This window comes from Actinoplanes sp. CA-030573 (assembly GCF_050951115.1).
GTDB lineage: Bacteria > Actinomycetota > Actinomycetes > Mycobacteriales > Micromonosporaceae > Actinoplanes.
Window position 1 is genome coordinate 1291088 of the sequence record NZ_CP192038.1, and the last position, 16177, is coordinate 1307264.

Here is a 16177-nt window from a genome sequence, read left to right on the forward strand (position 1 = left end):
GCCTTAAGTCCGATTGTGGGTGGTGGGCGGGGTGGTTGGACGGCCGTCGTGCAGAACGTTTTTGATCAGGGGTACGCCCGGCCGGTAGGCCAGGTGCAGGTGGGTGGGCGCGTCGAGGACGACCAGGTCGGCTCGCGCGCCAGGCCGCAGCACGCCGATGTCGTCGCGGCGCAGCGCCCGGGCGCCGCCGAGGGTGGCGGCCCGGACGGCCTCGAGCGGCGTCATGCGCATCTCGCGGACGGCGAGGGCGATGCAGAACGGCATCGACGACGTGTACGACGAGCCGGGGTTGCAGTCGGTGGCCAGGGCGACCATGACGCCGGCGTCGATCAGCCGGCGCGCGTCGGGGTAGGGCGACCGGGTCGAGAACTCGGCCCCCGGCAGCAGCGTGGCCACGGTGCCGGAGCCGGTCAGCGCGTCCACGTCGTCGCCGGCCAAGTGCGTGCAGTGGTCGACGCTGGCCGCGCCCAGCTCGACGGCGAGTCGCACGCCCGGCCCGGGGCCGAGCTGGTTGCCGTGCACCCGCAGCCCGAGCCCGGCGTCGCGGCCGGCGGTCAGGATCGTGCGGGCCTGGTCCTCGTCGAACGCCCCGCGCTCGCAGAAGACATCGACCCATTTCGCGTACGGCTTCGCCGCGGCCAGCATCGGGCCGGTGACCATGGCGACGTACCGCCAGGGGTCGTCCGCGAACTGGTGGGGGACGACGTGCGCGCCGAGGAACGTGGTCTCGTCCGTGAACTCGCGGGCGATCCGCAACGACCGGGCCTCGTCCTCGACGGTCAGCCCGTAGCCGCTCTTGATCTCGATGGTGGTGGTGCCCTGGGCCCGGGCCTCGGCGACCAGGCGGCCGGTCGCGTCCCGCAGGTCGTCGTCGGAAGCGGCCCGGGTCGCCCCGACGGTCGTGCGGATGCCGCCGCCGGTGTAGGGCTCGCCGGCCATGCGCGCCGCGAACTCGGCCGCCCGGTCCCCGGCGAAGACCAGGTGCGAGTGGCTGTCGACGAAGCCGGGCAGCACCGCGGCGCCGTCCACGTCGATGCGGCGGTCGCCGGCCGGCGCGTGGAAGCTGCGGCCGACCCAGGCGATCCGCGGGCCGTCGACCAGGACGGCCGCCCTGGTCACCGGCGGGCCGTCGTTGGTGACGAGCTCGCCGATGTTGTCGATCAGCAGCGTCGTCATCGGATCGCCGACCCGAGGGCCCGGGGCACGTCGATGGCGGTGTGCCGGCCGCCGGCCACGACGTGCCGTCCGTCCACGATGACGTCGCTGACGTCGGCGGCCGTCGCGGCGAGGATGGCGCCGTCCGGGCCGGCCCCGGCCGTACGCACCGAGTCGAGACGCACCGCGACCAGGTCGCCCCGCTTGCCCACCGCGATCTCCCCGGCGTCCGGCCAGCCGATCGACGCGTGGTTGGCGGCCGCGCCGACCAGCTCGGCGACGGTGAACCGGCCGCGCTGCCGGGAGGCCAGCCGCTCGTTCATCTCCAGCGCGCGCGCCTCCTCGATCAGGTCGATCACGGCGTGGCTGTCGCTGCCGAGGCTGAGCGGCGAGCCGGCGTCGGCCAGCTCCCGGGCGCGTCCGATGCCGTCGGCCAGGTCGCGCTCGGTGGTGGGACACATGCAGACGCCGGTACGGGTCTCGCCGAGCAGCCGCACGTCGTAGTCGGTGAGGTGGGTCGCATGGACCGCGGTCGTCTCCGGGCCGAGGATGCCGTGCCGGTCGAGGAGCTCGGCCGGGCTGCACCCGTGCACCGCCCGGCACTGCTCGTTCTCGGCCGGTTGCTCCGAGAGGTGCACGTGCAAGGGCGCCCAGCCGGCCACCTGCTTGAGGTGGTGAGCGGCAACCGCGCGTACGGAATGAATGGCCGCACCGATGCGAGCGTGCGGCGCGGCAACCAGCCCGGCCACCCGCTCGGCCCAGCGTTGCGGATCTCCGTCGCCGAAGCGGCGCTGCACGCCCTCCAGCGGCTTGCCGTCCACGCCCGCCTGCAGATAGAGCGTGTCGAGCAGGGTGATCCGGATGCCCGCCTCGCGCGCCGCCTCGATCAGCGCCTCGCCCATGATGTTCGGGTCCGCGTAGGGCGTGCCGTCGGGCGAGTGGTGCAGGTAGTGGAACTCGCCGACGGCGGTGATGCCGGCCATCGCCATCTCGGCGTAGGTCGCGCGGGCGAGCTCGAGGTAACCGTCGGGGTCGAGCGTCGCGGCGGTTCGGTACATCCGCTCGCGCCAGGTCCAGAAGTCGCCTTTGCCCCGGTGCGTGTGCCCGCGCAGCGCCCGGTGGAAGGCGTGGGAGTGCGCGTTGGCCAGGCCCGGCAGCACGAGCCCGGGCAGATCGATGTCCGCCTCACCCGACTTATCCGGATTTACGGCAGTAAAAACCCCGCTTTTGATCTCCAAGTGGACGTCGCTCGCGATCTTGCCATCGATCCACGCGTGAGCGGCGTGATAGACGGTCATGTCAGCTCGCTCAGCACGGTGGCGAGCGCCTCGACCCCGGCCGCGCAGTCCGCGGGCTCGGCGTGCTCGGCCGGCGAGTGCGAGATGCCGGTCGGGTTGCGAACGAAGAGCATCGCCGTCGGCACCAGCGCCGAGAGCACGCCCGCGTCGTGGCCGGCGCCGGTCGGCAGGATCGGCGCGTCGCCCAGCATTCCGGAGATCCGGCGGGCCAGGGCGGTGTCGAAGGTGACCTCGGTGCTCAGCGACTCGGCCGTGACCGCCACCTCGGTGCCGTCCCGCCCGGCCCGCTCGGTCGCCCGCTTCACCACCGCGTCGACCACCGCGTCCATCGTGGCCGTGTCCGCCGCCCGCGCGTCCAGCCAGCCGCGCACCAGCGACGGGATGGCGTTCGTCGCGTTCGGCTCGACCTCGACCCGGGCCATCGTGGCGTGCGCGCCGGCCAGGCGGGCCTCCTTGTTGGCGGCGAGCACCGTGTACGCGAAGGTCAGCATCGGGTCGCGCCGGTCCGCCATCCGGGTCGTCCCGGCATGGTCGCCGTGCCCGGTGAAGTCGAACCGCCACCGGCCGTGCGGCCAGATCGCGCTGGCCACGCCGACCGGGGTATCGAGTTGCCGTCCTTGCTCTATGTGCAGCTCGACCAGGGCGCCGATGCGGCTCTTGAGTCCGGGCAGCTGACCGGCCGGCGTCGCTCCGAGTGCTTCCCCGAACGTCACGCCGTCACGGTCGGTGAGGGCGGCCGCCGTGGCCGGGTCGATCGCGCCGCTGAGCAGCCGGGAGCCGAGGCAGGGCAGCCCGAACCGGCCGCCCTCCTCCTCGACGAAGGCGACCACCGCGAGCGGGGTGCGGGGCCGGTGGCCGGCCGCGCGCATCCGGTCGACGGCCAGGAACGCGCTGACGATGCCGAGCGGGCCGTCGAAGCCACCGCCGTGCGGAACCGAGTCGAAGTGCGAGCCGGTCAGCACCGCGCCACGGCCCCAGGCCGCGCCCCACCACGCGAACAGGTTGCCGTTGCCGTCGTCGGTGACCGGCATGTCGCGGCGGTCGGCCTGGTTGCGGAACCAGTCGCGCAGGGTGAGCTCGGGGCCGTCCAGCGCGTACCGCAGATAGCCGCCGCTGGAAGCCCGCCCGATCGCCTCGATCTCGCCCCACAGAGCGGAGAAGACCTGTTCGCTCATGACTTCATCGGAATGTGTACGCCGCTCGCAGCGGCCGAGTCGTAACCGGCGTCCACGTGCCGGATCACCCCCATGCCCGGGTCGTTGGTGAGCACCCGCTCGATCTTCTCGCCGGCCAGCGCGGTCCCGTCGGCGACGCATACCTGCCCGGCGTGGATCGAGCGGCCGATGCCGACGCCGCCGCCGTGGTGGATCGAGACCCAGGACGCGCCGCTCGCGGTGTTGACCAGGGCGTTGAGCAGCGGCCAGTCGGCGATCGCGTCGGAGCCGTCGAGCATCGACTCGGTCTCCCGGTAGGGCGAGGCGACCGAGCCGGCGTCGAGGTGGTCGCGGCCGATCACGATCGGCGCGCTGATCTCGCCGCGGGCGACCATGTCGTTGAAGCGGACGCCGGCCTTGTCGCGCTCGCCGTACCCGAGCCAGCAGATGCGGGCGGGCAGGCCCTGGAACGCGACCCGCTCGCCGGCCAGCCTGATCCAGCGGGTGAGGCCCTCGTTCTCGGGGAACAGGTCGAGGACGGCCTTGTCGGTGGCGGCGATGTCCTTCGGGTCGCCGGAGAGCGCGGCCCAGCGGAACGGGCCTTTGCCTTCGGCGAAGAGCGGGCGGATGTACGCGGGGACGAAGCCCGGGAAGTCGAAGGCGCGCTCGAAGCCGCCCAGCTTGGCCTCGCTCCGGATCGAGTTGCCGTAGTCGAAGACCTCGGCGCCGTCGTCCAGGAAGGCGACCATGGCTGCCACGTGGCGGGCCATGCTTGCCCGGGCTCGGTCGGTGAACTCGTCCGGTTTTGTCCGGGCGAACTCGGCGGCGTCGTCGATGTCGACGCCGACCGGGATGTAGCTGAGCGGGTCGTGTGCACTGGTCTGGTCCGTCACGATGTCGATCTCGACGCCCAGTTGCCTGAGTTCCGGGAAGATCACCGCGGCGTTGCCGACGACCCCGATGGAGATAGGGGTTCTCGCCGCTTTTGCGGCCTGCGCCTTCCGGACGGCATCCGCAAGATCGTCGGCGATCACGTCCAGGTAGCGGGTGGCGACCCGGCGCTGGAGGCGGGTGCGGTCCACGTCGACGATCAGGCAGACGCCGCCGTTCATGGTCACGGCCAGCGGCTGCGCCCCGCCCATGCCGCCACATCCGGCGGTCAGCGTGAGCGTGCCGGCCAGGGTGCCGCCGAACCGCTTGGCGGCGACCGCGGCGAACGTCTCGTACGTGCCCTGGAGGATGCCCTGCGTCCCGATGTAGATCCAGGAGCCGGCGGTCATCTGCCCGTACATGGTCAGGCCCAGCTTCTCGAGGCGGCGGAACTCGGGCCAGGTCGCCCAGTCGCCGACCAGGTTCGAGTTCGCGATCAGCACCCGCGGCGCCCACTCGTGGGTGCGGAACACGCCGACCGGTTTGCCCGACTGCACCAGCAGCGTCTCGTCGCCCTTGAGCACGTCGAGCTCGCGCACGATCGCGTGGAACGAGGGCCAGTCGCGCGCCGCCTTGCCGGTGCCGCCGTAGACGACGAGGTCCTGCGGCCTTTCGGCCACGTCCGGGTCGAGGTTGTTCATCAACATCCGCTTGGCGGCCTCTTGCGGCCACCCCTGCGCCGTGTACGCGGTGCCCCGCGCCGCCCGGATCTCGGACATCGTCGTCGTCCTCCCTATGCCGTGAAGATATGCCGCCGCGCGGCGGTTGCCTCGAACTCCTCCAGCCGGCGCTGTACCGGTTCCGGCGCCGCGTCGCACATCGCCTGCAGCAGCACCATGGCCATCGCCATCGGCCCCGTGTGCAGGTCGAACACGAGCTGCGTGCCGACCGCGGCCGGCAGCACCACATCGGCCTCCTCGGCCACCGGGCTGACCACCGAGTCGGTGATCGCGACGACCGCCATCCCCGCGCGCCGCGCCTCGGCGACCGCCTCCAGCGACTCCCGCGGATAGCGCGGCAGCACCATGGCCAGCATCGCACCGGCCCCGGCGGTTCTCGCCTGATCGAGCCGATCGAGCAGGTTCGTGCCGCCCGTGTCGAGCACCCGCACGTCCGGCAGCACCTTCGCCGCGAAGTACCCGAAGTACCCCGCGAGCGGCGCCGCCGCCCGCAGACCGAGCACCGGCAGCGGCCGGCTGCGGATCAGCAGCTCGGCCGCCTTCTGCACGTCGTCGAGCCGGGCAAGCTGATCGTGCAGCCGCGCGAGGTGCTCGGCCTCGGCCCGGATGGCCAGCTGCATGGCGTTGCCCTCGACCGGCCCCGGCGCGTCCGGGGCGTCGCCGGCCAGCTCCCGCAGCTGCCGCCGCAGCGCCGGATATCCCTCGTAGCCGAGAGCCATCGCAAACCGCGTGACCGACGGCTGGCTGACGCCCGCAAGGTCCGCGACTTCGGCCGCGCTGAGATACGCGGCCTTGGCCGAGTGCTCCACCAGGCTGTGCGCAATCCGGCGCTGGGTAGGCGTGAGCCGAGCCCCACCAAAGAGCTCAACGAGCGCCCGTGCCGTGTCGCCATTCACCATCGCAGCTTATGCATAAAAACTTTCAGAGGGAACCCGTCCGACGCGATCGAGATTCAAGCCGCGAGTCAGGTGCCGCGGACGGGCGATCACCGCGGCCTATGCGACGGTGCAGGGCTGGACGACCGTGGTGCCGTTCTGGGCGATGGGCGGCGGGGTGGCCGCCACCGTGGTCATCGGCGGCCCCGCCGGCCTCTATCCCGCGGTGCGAGCCGCCGGGTTGCCGCCCGCCGAGGCGCTCGCCGTGCCGTGGAGGAAGGGGCCGGGCGCGCCCCCGTGGCGCGCCCGGCCCGGACAACGGTGGTCATGCGGCCATCGGGAGGGCCGGCTCGAGCGTGATCCGGTGGGCCGGCACCGCCTCGGCGACGCCCCGCACCCGCACCAACGCCTCGGTGGCCGGCGCGGCCAGGTGACCGGCGATCGCGTACGCCCGCGGCCCGAGCACCAGCTCGCCCGGTCCCGCCACGCCGCACATGCGCTGGGCCAGATTCACCGCCCGGCCCCAGACGCCGAAGCTTGCCGGGTCCCACGAGCTGGTGACCAGAACCTCGCCCGACTCCACGCCGATGTGCACCTCGGGGCTGCCCGGCCGGGTCGCCCGAAGCATCTCGTAACCGGCCGCCGTCGCCCGCGCGGTCTCGTCCCCGAGCGAGTCCAGGCGCGAGCCCCCGCGCGAACGCCGCAGCCCGAAGACCGCCATGAACCCGTCCCCCAGCACCTGCTGGATCTCGCCGCCGTGCCGGTGCACGCAGTCCACGAGCTCGTCCAGCAGCGGCCGCACGATCCGGTAGACGGCCTCCGGCTCGACGGTCTCGACCAGGCGGGTGAAGCCGCAGATGTCCGCGAACAGCACCGCCACCTGGCGGCGGTCGGGGTCGGCGGGAACCGGGCTGCGGTCCCGGGGCGCGTGGTCGTGACTGAGCGCGGGGGCGCCGAATTGTCCGATGTGGTCGATCATGATGGGCCTCCCTGTTGGGTTTCCGACAATGAGGGTGACTCCGAGCCCTTAACCAGCCGTCCCACAAACGCCTAGGATCGGCCGACCCGCTCACTTACAAGCGGTCGGAATGGTCCGCCGGGAAAGTGGATGTCCGGGTTTGGCCACGCCTGGCATACTCCGTTCTCGTGCGGCGGAGACGACCCTCGCCCTTGGTCGGACGGCACGCTGAGCTCGGCGAGATCAGCGCGGTGTGGAGCGACGTCTGTCAACGACAGGCCGCCGGCATCCTGATCTCCGGCGAGGCCGGCGTGGGTAAAACGCGCCTCGTGCAGGAATGGATCGAGCACGTGGTCGCCGAGGGCGGCCAGGTTCTGGCCGGCGCGTCCTTCCGCATCAGTACGGGTGGCCTGCCCTACGGTCCGATACTCGACGCCCTCCGCCGTTTGCTGCGGGACCGTTCCGCCGCCTCCCTGGCCGAGCTGGCCGGCCCGCGGTTCGCGATGCTCGACGAGATGTTCTGGCCCGACCCGGGCGCCACCCCCTCGGACAGCGCCGCCGGCCGGGCCCGGGTCTTCGACGTCTTCCTCGCCCTGCTCGCGCAGCTGGCCGAGGAGGCGCCGGTGCTGCTCGTGATCGAGGACGTGCACTGGGCCGAGCAGGCCACGCTCGACCTGCTCAGCTACCTGACCGTGGCGCTGCGCCGCGAGCGGGTGCTGCTGATGGTCACCTATCGCGACGACGAGCCGGCCGCCGGTCCGCTGCCCGCCGCCCTGGTCGAGCTGCTGCGCGGGGTCTTCATGAGCCACCTGCCGCTCGCCCCGCTCGGCGCCGGCGAGCTCGGCGTGCTGCTCAGCAACCTGGCCGGCGCCGCGCTGCCGCCCACGGCCGTCGACCGGATCGCCGACCTCTCCGGCGGCAACGCGTTCTTCGCCGAGGAGCTGCTGGAGGCGCGCGGGCTCGGCGACGGCGAGCAGGTGCCGGCCCGGGTACGCGACGTGGTGCTGCTGCGGGTCGCCACGTTCTCCGGCGACGCCCAGGCGGTGCTGCGGATCTGCGCGGTGATCGGCCGCCGGATCGGCTACCCGCTGCTCGCCACGGTCGCCGAGCTGCCGGAGAAATCGCTGCTCGCGGCCCTGCGCGAGCTGGCCGGCAACCGGGTGCTGCTGGCCGACTCGGGCGACGCCTACCGGTTCCGCCACGCGCTCGCACAGGAGGCGGTCTACTCCGACCTGCTGCCGGGGGAGCGGGCCCGCCTGCACGCCCTGGTCGCGGTGGCGCTGACCGAGCGGCCGCAGCTCGGCGACGGGCCGCGCTCGTCCGCCACCGCCGTGGTCGCCCACCACTGGGAGGCGACCGGCGACCTCCCGCGGGCGCTGACCGCCGTGATCGAGGCCGGCCGCGCCGCCGCCGAGGTGCGGGCGTTCCGGGCCGGGCTCACCTATTACACGCGCGCGCTGGAGCTGTGGGACGACGTCGGTGACATCGGGCTGAGCCGGACCGAGCTGCTCGCGGCCGCGGCCCGCTGCGCGCACGACGCGGGCGAGCACGAGGTGGCGGTACGCCTGGTGGAGGAGGCCCTGGCGGCGACGGCCAAGGAGGACGTGGTCGGCCGGGCGCTCCTGCACGAGGCGATGGGCACCTATGTCGACCGGATCGACGGCGCCCGGGCGTTGAAGGCGTTCACCCAGGCCTACCACCTGCTGGCGACCAGCGACGCGCTCGCCGAGCGGGCCCGGGTCACCGCCGCCCTGGCGAACTCGCTGTCGATCCGCGGCCTCTACCCCGACTCGGCGCCGCTGTGGGAGGAGACGCTGTCACTGGCCCGGTCGGCCGGCAGCCGCCGCGAGGAGGTGCTCGGCCTCAAGACGTCGGGCTGGCACTTCGCGATGCACGGCGAGCCGGAGAAGGGCATCGGCCGGATGCGGGACGCGCTGCGGGTGGCCCGGGACGAGGACGATCCCGAGGGCACCTGTCTCACGTACAACCATCTCTGCCTGGCCCTGGATTTCATCGGCTGGTCGGCGGACGCGGTGGCCACCGCCGAGGAGGCGCTGCGCTGGAGCGCCGACCTGGGCCTGATGTTCCCGCCGATGATCGACATGCTCGACTCGATCGTGCTGGTGCTGTGGCGCAACGGGCGCTGGCGGCAGGCCGAGGAGGTCGCCGACCGGCTGCTGGCCAGCCACCACGCGGCCGCCCGGGCGCTGATGACCTTCGTGGTGCTGGCCGAGCTGGCCACCGCGCGCGGCCGGCCGGAGGAGGCGGCCCAGCAGCTCAAGCAGGCGCTCGAGCAGCTCAAGCACGACGAGGACCCGCTCGACCACGGTCTCGTGCACGCGGCCGCGGCGGCGCACGCGCTCTGGCAGGAGGACTACGACACCGCCCGGGCCGAGATCGCGGCCGGTCTCGAGGTGGTCGGCGCGCACGGCGACGATCAGCAGGCGGTGGCGCTCTGCGTGCTCGGCCTGCGCATCGAGGCGGACGAGGCCGAGCGCCGGCGGGCGCGCGGCCGAAACACATCGGACATCGAGGAGCGCGGTACGGAGTTCATCGAGCGCGTGCGAAACCTGTGGCGGCAGATGGGCGTACGCCAGAAGTCGTTCCCGGAGGCGGCGGTGGACGCGGCGATGGGCGAGGCGGAGTTCGCGCGGCTGACCGGCGGCGACCCGAGGCCGGAGCCGTGGGGCGAGGTCGCCGCCGGCTGGGACCGGCTCGCCCGGCCCTATCCCGCCGCCTACGCTCGCTGGCGGGAGGCCGAGGAGCTGGTGCGCCACCGGGACCCCCGGGCCCGCGAGGTGCTGCGGGCCGCCCACGACGCCGCCCGCTCGATCGAGGCCCGCACGCTGCTGCGCGAGATCACCGCGCTCGCCGACCGGGCCCGGCTCGACCTGCGCGCGCCGGCCGCGGCCCCGCCGGCCGAGCCCGAGCACCCGTTCCACCTGACCGACCGCGAGCTGCAGGTTCTGGTCCTGCTCAAGGAGGGGCGGCGCAACCGGGAGATCGCCCGGTCGCTGTTCATCAGCGAGAGCACGGCGAGCGTGCACGTGTCGAACATCCTCGGCAAGCTCAACGCGGCGAACCGGGTCGAGGCGGCGGCGATCGCGCACCGGCTGCACCTCGGCGATCAGGGCTGAGCGGCCCGGGCGGCCCAGAAGTCGGTGCCCGGGAAGCGGGTCTCCTGACGGTAGAACCAGGCCAGCTCGCTCAGGTAGCGGCGGTAACCGGCGGCGACGCGCGCGGCGTAGTCGCCGGTGGTGCCGGTGATTAGGGCCTCGGCCGCCGCGATGCCGCCGGTCAGGGCGTCGTGCAGGCCGCGGGCGGCGAGCGGCTCGTGCGCGCAGGCGGCGTCTCCGGCCGCCACCCACCCGGGTCCGGCCGCGACCTCCAGCGCCGAGCTGCCGGCCGCGACGGTGCGCAGGTCGAGACCGGTCGCAGCCTCCGGCGCCGTGCTGCCGGCCGCGACGGTGCGCAGGTCGAGACCGGTCGCAGCCTCCGGCGCCGAGCTGCCGGCCGCGGCGGTGCGCGGGCCGGGGCCGGCGGCCGCGGTGCCCGGGCCGGACCGGTGCGGGCGGCCGACCCGGGCCGCGGCGTGCTTGGTGGCGGCGAGCACGTCGGTCCAGGGGCCGGGCTCGGTCAGGCGGTCGCGGACGGCGATCGCCGCGTCGGTGAAGAGCACGGCCACCAGCCGGTCGCCGGGGACACGCGAGACGTACCACCAGCCGTGCGGAACCGCCTCGACGATGCTCACCGCGTCCTCCGGGTCGGGATCGTCGAGCAGCGCCGCGATGCCGACCAGGCTGCTGTCGGTCCGGCGGCGGACGCCGAGCATCCGCGCGACCGCCGACGATCGGCCGGTGGCGTCGACCAGGAAATCGACCGAAATTTCCGGCGCATCGGCAAATCGGAGTGTCCACTTTGTTCCGGGCCGGCACTCGGTCAGCCGCAGCGGCCGCCACGGTCCGGCGGCCTCCCGCAGGCCGTTGTTGAAAGCGGCCCGGTCCAGCTGCCACGACGGGCCCCGCGGATCGAGAAGGGCGGGCCGGAACTCGTCCGTACCCCAGCTGGAAAGGAATCCGCTGCACCTCAGGTGACCGTCCGTCGGCACGCCCAGCCCGCGCAGCACCGCCCCGGCCGCGGCCGGCAGCCCCTCGCCCGGCTCCCAGCCGGTCACCGGCCGCGGGTCGACCAATGTCACCTCGGCACCGGCCCGGGCCAGCGTGATCGCGGCCGCCGAGCCGGCCGGACCGGCGCCCAGCACCGCCACTCGGGTCGCGTTCACGCCACCAGTGTGTCGTTTATCAGGCTGTCTCGACACCCGCCGATGAGCACTGTGTTCGCAGGGGGGCTCGAATGAGAGGAGTGCCTGTCATGCTCAGCTGCCGATTCGGTGGCAGCTCCGGATTCCGCCTGGAGCTCGAGGACAACGAAGACCTGGTGGTCATCCGGTCGGTACGCCGGGGCGCCCGGCACGATGTCTCTCCACTGTCGTCACCCAGCCGTACCGCGCAGGACCGGTTGACGCCGCTGTTCGGGTTCCCCGAGGCCGGGGTCGGCGTCTACGGCGCGCCCATCGGGGCCGCCGAGCAGCTCGCCGTCGTGATCAACGAGGATCCCGAGGTCGAGTTCGCCGGCCGCGGCCTGCGCGACCAGTTCGGCGCGCCGGTCGTCTACACCGAGAACGTCTTCGTCAAGTTCCGCGACGACCTGACCGCCGGCGAGTGCCTGCGGCTGCTCGACGAGGCCGGCCTCACGGTCAAGCGCCCGGTCGGCACGGCGCCGAACGCGTACTTCGTGGGCGCGCCCACCGGCATCGGCCGGGCCGTCTTCGCGCTGGCCGAGGAGCTGCTCGACCGGGACGAGGTCGACCTCTGCCATCCCGAGCTGGTCCGCGAGGTCGACCGCCGGCAGATGTTCCCGCAGCAGTGGCACCTCGGACCGGCCACGATCGGCGGGCAGGACATCGTGGCGCACGCGAACGTGGTGGCGGCCTGGGCCGACACCCGCGGCGAGGGCACGGTCGTCTGCGTGATCGACGACGGCGTCGACATCGACCACGAGGAGTTCGCCGCGCCCGGCAAGGTGTTCGCCCCGCGCTCGGTCAGCCGGCCGAAGTCGAACGACCCGCGGCCCGGCGAGGGCGACAACCACGGCACCTCGTGCGCGGGCGTGGCCTGCGCCGATGGAGTCGGCAAGGCGTCCGGCGTCGCGCCCGCGGCCCGCCTCATGCCGCTGCGGCTGGTCTCCGGGCTCGGCTCGCAGGACGAGGCCGACGCGTTCGTCTGGGCCGCCGACCACGGCGCCGACGTGATCTCGTGCAGCTGGGGACCGGCCGACGGGCGCTGGTGGGACCCGACCGACCCGGTGCACAACCAGGTGGTGCGGCTGCCCGACAGCACCCGGCTGGCCATCGAGTACGCGATCGAGCGCGGCCGGGGCGGCAAGGGTTGCGTGATCACGTGGGCCGCCGGCAACGGTGCCGAGAGCGTGGACAACGACGGCTACGCCGGCTATCCGAAGGTGATCGCGGTGGCGGCCTGCAACGACCAGGGTCGGCAGAGCCGGTACAGCGACTTCGGCAAGGCGGTGTGGGTGAGCTTCCCGAGCAGCAACGGGTCGCCCTCGCGTACGCCCGGCATCTGGACCACCGACCGCACCGGCCGGGAGGGCTACAACTCGGGCGACGAGTCGCTGGGCGACCAGGCCGGCAACTACACCAACTCGTTCGGCGGCACGTCCAGCGCCGCGCCCGGGGTGGCCGGCGTGGTCGCCCTGATCTTGTCGGCCAACCCCGACCTGCGCTGGGACGAGGTCCGGGAAGTGCTGCGCGAGTCGGCCGACCGCATCGACGACAACGGCGCGGAGTACGACGCCGGCGGCCACAGCGACCGGTACGGTTTTGGCCGGGTCAACGCGGCCGAGGCCGTGCGCCGCGCGCTGGCCCGCAAGGGCGAGCTGATCGAGACCGCCTAAGGGTTCCCGCCGCGCGGAACTGGGAGATCTGCCAGGTCCGCGCGGCACCCGCGATGTGAGGGTGACCAGCATGAGCAAGTTCGCCTACTGCGCCATTCATCCCGCCGTCGGCGTGGCCAGGGTCGGCGACAGCCCGGACGACTACTTCCTCGGTCCGGAGACGCCGGGCTCGGGCGACGAGCCGGCGTCCTACAAGGACAAGGCCGGCCGGGTCAAGCGGCAGGCCGCCCGTTTCCGGGTCTTCGGCTTCGACCGGGACAAGAAGCTGATCGGCGAGATCACCGCCGACGACGCCGAGATCACCTGGACCGTCCACCTGGTCAACCGCAAGGGTGCGGCCCAGCGTTTCGCCGCCTCCTCGGGCCGGCGCAACGACGAAGTGCCCGATGCGCGCCGCGGCGAGCTGGTCATCGACCCCGGACCGCGGGACATCATCGGCCGGCAGGCGGCCGCCGTCAAAGCCGACACCGGCACGTTCCTCGGCACCCCGGTGCCGCTGGGCGAGCTGCGCACCGACGACGAGGGCCGGCTCATCGTGCTCGGCGGCGCCGGCCACTCGGCCTCGGTGCCGGACGGGGCGCCGCTGCCCAGCTTCGCCGACAACGACGGCTGGCACGATGACACCTCGGACGGCCCGGTCACCGCGCGCGTGGTGCTGACCGGCGGCGAGGAGGTCGAGGTCCAGCCGGCCTGGGTTGTCGTGGCGCCGCCCGACTTCGCGCCCGCGGTCGGCAACCTGGTCACCCTCTACGACGTGGCCGAGCAGGCGGCGTACGAGCGCGGCTGGATCCTCGAGCCCAAAGAGGTCTCGTTCGAGCGCGACGTCGTGCCGGTGCTCGAGCGGGCCATGGGCTATCAGTGGGTCAACCAGTCGGCGACCCGCGGCCACCGGCGGGCGGTCAACGAGGGCCGCGGCGCCGAGCGCATCGGCGACTTCTTCGAGTCCGACCACCTGGCGCAGCTGCGGGACCCGGGCGATCGGGCCGCGAAGGCGCGGAAGCGGGTCTTCGCCGCGATCCGCAAGCCGGTCGCCGAGGCCGACGCGGCCACCGCGATCAAGCAGGCGACGGCCGCCTACATGCCGCAGCTCTCCGGCGACGACGGCACCGCCACGCCGGGCGACCCGGGCACCTGGTTCACCGTCACCCCGCTGCAGTACCGGCGGCTCGCGCTCTGGGCCGACGGCAACTTCACCGCGGGCGACGCCGATCCCGCCCCGCTGACCGTCCCCGAGCAGCTCGACCAGGCGGCCATGGAGTCGTGCGTGGGCGGCCCCTTCTTCCCCGGCATCGAGATGAGCCGCCGCTGCCGGGAGCCCGAGCGGTACTCGGCGCCGTTCCGCTTCCGGGCCGACATGGAGCCCGGCTGCATGACCGAGACGATGGCCGTGCCGTGGCAGGCCGACTTCACCGACTGCCGGCACTTCTGGTGGCCGGCCCAGCGCCCGGACGACGTGATCGTCGACCAGGACTACGCCGCCGTGACCTCGGCGCTGTTCCCGGACGGGAACACGCCGAGCCGGCCGATCAACACGACCGCGTTCCCGCGCTGGCGCTGGGACCGTGGCATCGGGGACTCGTTGCCGACCTCGCTGGACGCTAGGCGGCGCGCCGACAGGAGGCACCGCGAGATGGTCCAGGAATGGTCGCAGCTCGGCTTCGTGAGGCCGACCGCCGACGGCACCGGCGTGCACGTGGAGACCGAACGGGCGCCGTACGCGGGACTGCGCGACCGCGATTACTTCCACATCATGCTCAACCTGCACAAATATCCGGACTTCCTGCCGACGGCGGCCAAGCTCGCACACGGCTACCTGGACGCCGCCGCCGCGTACCAGCAGGATCCGATGGTCGACACCGAGCTCAAGCCGTTCCGCTACGAGGAGCGCGCCTTCGACGCCCGGCTCGACAGCATCTACCAGGACCTGGTCGACCGGGTGGGACGCTACGACCCGGCCAACGACCGGGCGTTCCGGACCAGGGCCGACGCGATCGACCGGGTGCGGCAGTCCGGCCCGCTCAACCAGACCGACGGCGTGTGGCTGCGCAACATCGCCACCATCGGCCCGATCGACGACCTCACCGGCTTCCTCACCCGGATCTGGGTGGACGAGGTCGGCTCCGGCGACCCGGCGCAGAACCACGCCAACATCTTCACCGCGACGCTCTCCAGCGTCGGCATCAACACCGCGCCGATCACCAGCATCGAGTACGCGCAGGACGACAAGCTCCTCGACTCGGCCTTCACGCTGCCGCTGTTCCAGCTGGTGGTCTCGCAGTTCACCGACCAGTTCCTGCCCGAGCTGCTGGGCATGACGCTGTACTTCGAATGGGAGTCGGTCGAGCTGGCCACCACCGCCCGCCTGCTGCAGCGCTTCGAGATCGACCCCGCGTACTACCGGCTGCACGTGGCGATCGACAACGCCGACACCGGGCACGGCGCGATCGCGAAACGCGCGGTGAAGCGCTATCTGGCCCGCTTCGCCGACGAGGACGTACGCCAGCAGCAGTGGGCGCGGATCTGGAACGGTTACGTGGCGTTCCGCGTCACCGGCACGCTCGGCCAGGACGTGGTCGACTCCCTGCTGTCGCCGCAGCGGGCCCGCGACCGGGTGCTGCAGATGATCGACCACAAGAAGCGCTACGGCAGCCTCAACCACGGCGACGTGCCGGCCGGCGGGATGACCAACAACCTCTTCGACAACCCCACCCAGCTGCTCGACATGCTGGTCAAGACCGGACAGGTCGTCGCCGGCGACCCGGAGAAGAGCCCGTTCCTGAGGCAGATGGACTTCGGCGGCCACATGTACCGGGTCTTCTCCCCCGAGGAGCGCGAGGCCTGGGAGGAGTGGATCCGGTCACTGGCCCGGCCCGAGACCGCGGCCACCGCGACACCCGCGACGCCCGCGCCGGCCGCAGCGCCGGCCGCAGCGCCGGCCGCCGGGCCGGGCGCCTCTGGGCCGGGTGCCGCGCCGGCCGCCGGGCCGGGCGCCGCCGCGCCGAACCCCTTCGCCGCGGCCACCAAGCCGGCGGGCGACGCCGAGCCCGAGCCCGAGGCGCCGGCCGAGGTCCCGCACCTGCTCTACTCGTCGTCGGCCGAGGAAGTGAGCAAGCACCCACGCAAGACGTTGCTGGGCCACGGCGCCGCCCATTGA

General features: G+C 73.2%; 10 protein-coding genes. 3 read left to right on the forward strand and 7 right to left on the reverse strand.

The genetic code is table 11. The annotated features are described in order from the left end of the window. Positions 1–3 precede the first annotated feature (3 nt). The 6 genes from hutI to ACQP2F_RS05980 all read right to left on the reverse strand — a co-directional run bounded on the left by hutI (position 4) and on the right by ACQP2F_RS05980 (position 7071). Positions 4–1176, reverse strand: coding sequence for an imidazolonepropionase (gene hutI / locus ACQP2F_RS05955; protein WP_433301388.1), 1173 nt, complete (start codon positions 1174–1176; stop codon positions 4–6). After that, the gene (locus ACQP2F_RS05960) at positions 1173–2453 is read right to left on the reverse strand and encodes a formimidoylglutamate deiminase (RefSeq protein ID WP_433301390.1); all 1281 of its coding nucleotides are present in this window, start codon (positions 2451–2453) and stop codon (positions 1173–1175) included. Before ACQP2F_RS05960 ends, hutI begins: the two co-directional genes overlap by 4 nt. Next, positions 2450–3628: an allantoate amidohydrolase gene (locus tag ACQP2F_RS05965; protein WP_433301392.1), complete on the reverse strand. Its 1179-nt coding sequence runs from the start codon at positions 3626–3628 to the stop codon at positions 2450–2452. Before ACQP2F_RS05965 ends, ACQP2F_RS05960 begins: the two co-directional genes overlap by 4 nt. Continuing rightward, positions 3625–5256: a urocanate hydratase gene (gene hutU / locus ACQP2F_RS05970; RefSeq protein ID WP_433301394.1), complete on the reverse strand. Its 1632-nt coding sequence runs from the start codon at positions 5254–5256 to the stop codon at positions 3625–3627. Before hutU ends, ACQP2F_RS05965 begins: the two co-directional genes overlap by 4 nt. A gap of 14 nt (positions 5257–5270) precedes the next feature. After that, the gene (locus ACQP2F_RS05975) at positions 5271–6116 is read right to left on the reverse strand and encodes a MurR/RpiR family transcriptional regulator (RefSeq protein WP_433301396.1); all 846 of its coding nucleotides are present in this window, start codon (positions 6114–6116) and stop codon (positions 5271–5273) included. Between the two features lie 301 nt (positions 6117–6417). Next, positions 6418–7071, reverse strand: coding sequence for an adenylate/guanylate cyclase domain-containing protein (locus ACQP2F_RS05980; RefSeq protein WP_433301398.1), 654 nt, complete (start codon positions 7069–7071; stop codon positions 6418–6420). Positions 7072–7238: 167 nt separating this feature from the next. Here ACQP2F_RS05980 and ACQP2F_RS05985 point away from each other — a divergent pair, with 167 nt between their 5' ends. Then, the gene (locus ACQP2F_RS05985) at positions 7239–10187 is read left to right on the forward strand and encodes a helix-turn-helix transcriptional regulator (protein WP_433301400.1); all 2949 of its coding nucleotides are present in this window, start codon (positions 7239–7241) and stop codon (positions 10185–10187) included. Here ACQP2F_RS05985 and ACQP2F_RS05990 read toward each other — a convergent pair. Next, complete coding sequence (locus ACQP2F_RS05990) at positions 10178–11332, reverse strand: NAD(P)/FAD-dependent oxidoreductase (protein WP_433301402.1); 1155 nt, start codon at positions 11330–11332, stop codon at positions 10178–10180. The two genes, ACQP2F_RS05985 and ACQP2F_RS05990, sit on opposite strands and share 10 nt — an antisense overlap. Positions 11333–11421: 89 nt before the next feature. On the opposite strand from ACQP2F_RS05990, the gene ACQP2F_RS05995 reads away from it, so the two are divergent. After that, positions 11422–13023, forward strand: coding sequence for a S8 family peptidase (locus tag ACQP2F_RS05995; RefSeq protein WP_433301403.1), 1602 nt, complete (start codon positions 11422–11424; stop codon positions 13021–13023). Positions 13024–13093: 70 nt separating this feature from the next. Next, a complete protein-coding gene (locus ACQP2F_RS06000; RefSeq protein WP_433301405.1) occupies positions 13094–16177 on the forward strand; it encodes a LodA/GoxA family CTQ-dependent oxidase in 3084 nt (1027 codons plus the stop codon).

Coding starts and splice junctions, on each gene's coding strand:
- hutI (WP_433301388.1), bottom strand. CDS start 1,176: ATGACGACGCTGCTGATCGACAACATCGGCGAGCTCGTCACCAACGAC.
- ACQP2F_RS05960 (WP_433301390.1), bottom strand. CDS start 2,453: ATGACCGTCTATCACGCCGCTCACGCGTGGATCGATGGCAAGATCGCG.
- ACQP2F_RS05965 (WP_433301392.1), bottom strand. CDS start 3,628: ATGAGCGAACAGGTCTTCTCCGCTCTGTGGGGCGAGATCGAGGCGATC.
- hutU (WP_433301394.1), bottom strand. CDS start 5,256: ATGTCCGAGATCCGGGCGGCGCGGGGCACCGCGTACACGGCGCAGGGG.
- ACQP2F_RS05975 (WP_433301396.1), bottom strand. CDS start 6,116: ATGGTGAATGGCGACACGGCACGGGCGCTCGTTGAGCTCTTTGGTGGG.
- ACQP2F_RS05980 (WP_433301398.1), bottom strand. CDS start 7,071: ATGATCGACCACATCGGACAATTCGGCGCCCCCGCGCTCAGTCACGAC.
- ACQP2F_RS05995 (WP_433301403.1), top strand. CDS start 11,422: ATGCTCAGCTGCCGATTCGGTGGCAGCTCCGGATTCCGCCTGGAGCTC.
- ACQP2F_RS06000 (WP_433301405.1), top strand. CDS start 13,094: ATGAGCAAGTTCGCCTACTGCGCCATTCATCCCGCCGTCGGCGTGGCC.